We start from the raw sequence: 1,445 nt of genomic DNA, 5'->3' as shown, positions 1-1,445 counted from the left end.
GTATCCGAGCCTGATCAACCTCACATCCGGTTGCCGCACGTAGCGGCTACACCAATATCCCGCTTCCGGCGGGCAAAGGCTCAGGAGGACGAGACCATTCTGAATGGCGGCATTTTAGGCCAGGACCGCGACCGGTTCGTCCACCTGGATCCGCCGGGACTGATCAAGCCCCGGAAGATGGCAGGATTTGTTGAAGTGGATCGCCTCAGACGGTTTTCATGATCGCGCCCTCGATGAGAACGCCCGCGGTGACATATTTCCACAGCGCGACAAGCAGCTTGCGGGCGAGCGCGACGATTGTCATTTTCTTCAGACGGCCGCCATTTCGCCTCACCCGCTCTTGGAACCAGCAGGTCAGCGCAGAGTTCGGCTGATGGCGCAACCACAGCCAAGAAAGCTGAACCATCGTCGTTCGTAAGCGCGGATTACCTGCTTTCGAGACGCCCTGTTCACGGTCGATCGATCCGCTTCTCCAAGGTGTCGGTGCCAGCCCGGCATAGGCTGCAAGCTTTCGCCGATTGTCGAAGTGCCGGTACAGACCTTCCGCGTACAGGATGGCAGCGAACTCGGGGCCAATTCCTTTGATCTCAAGCAACATTGCGGCTGACGAAGGCATGTCCTCCCGCTTCTCGGTCACGAGCGCGTCACGGTCCGCCTCCACAGTCTTGATCTGCTCGATCAACAATTCGAGCCGGTCGAGTTCACGGCATATTTGGGCTTTGAGATGACCGGGCAAAGCGTGGCCATCGCCGGTACGTAGCTCTTCCAGCCGCTCGCGCCGGTCACGACGCAACGGCGCATAGGCGGTGATGCCCTGGTTAAAGAGCAATCCTTTGATGCGGTTGATGTGAAGCGTCCGCTCGCCGACCAGCGTCTTGCGTTCGCGGCAGGTTCGGCGACGATCCTCTTCCTCGGGCGTCGGCACCTTGACCATTGAGCAGACACGCGGTTCGCCCCGATTGTAGGCCAGCAGCGTACGCACCAGCGTCTCGCCATCAATCTTGTCGGTCTTCACCCGGCGTCGCCGGCGCGACACCGCAATCGAGGCGGCATCTACAACATGGCTTTCAATCCAGTCTTCCCGGCGCAGACATCGATCGATCCAGAAGCCGTCAAGACCAGCCTCCTCGATCACCACGAGCGGATAAAGTTTGCCCGTGCGCGCCTGTGCTTTCTCGCGCAACACGCCAAAGCGCGCAAATAGCCCGGCAATGTCGCCGCCGACAACCGCGTACCGCGACATCTTTGCGCCGCCGCCCGGCGACAAGGATGTGATCAGCCAAGTCGATTTGCTCAGTTCCAATGAGACGAAGATCGCGCCAAGATCGACGCGGATAGCGGCGGGCACTTCGAGTTGGTCAGTCGTAACAGGCATGATTACCTCCACAGAGTGTTGCAGCAGTTGCACTCTGTCACAGCGCCTGCCGCTATCCCCATGGGATCTG

2 protein-coding genes are annotated in these 1,445 nt (G+C 59.9%); one reads left to right on the top strand and one right to left on the bottom strand.

Features of this window, described 5'->3' with window-relative positions:
* The coding region (locus tag VQ044_RS25120; protein ID WP_331827892.1) for a hypothetical protein at positions 1-222 on the top strand (222 nt) is incomplete at its 5' end.
* On the opposite strand, the gene VQ044_RS25115 is transcribed toward VQ044_RS25120, so the two are convergent.
* Complete coding sequence (locus tag VQ044_RS25115) at positions 206-1,375, bottom strand: IS110 family transposase (RefSeq protein WP_327691532.1); 1,170 nt, start codon at positions 1,373-1,375, stop codon at positions 206-208. The genes VQ044_RS25120 and VQ044_RS25115 overlap by 17 nt on opposite strands.
* Between the last annotated feature and the right edge of the window lie 70 nt (positions 1,376-1,445).

This window comes from Aurantimonas sp. C2-5-R2 (genome assembly GCF_036549495.1).
GTDB classification, from domain to species: Bacteria; Pseudomonadota; Alphaproteobacteria; order Rhizobiales; family Rhizobiaceae; genus Aurantimonas; species Aurantimonas coralicida_A.
Note: the sequence above shows the minus strand (reverse complement) of the source record. Positions and strands in the feature narration are given on the sequence as shown.

Bases quoted from the DNA above. Each gene is read 5' to 3' on its own strand.
- VQ044_RS25115 (WP_327691532.1), bottom strand. From the start codon at position 1,375: ATGCCTGTTACGACTGACCAACTCGAAGTGCCCGCCGCTATCCGCGTC.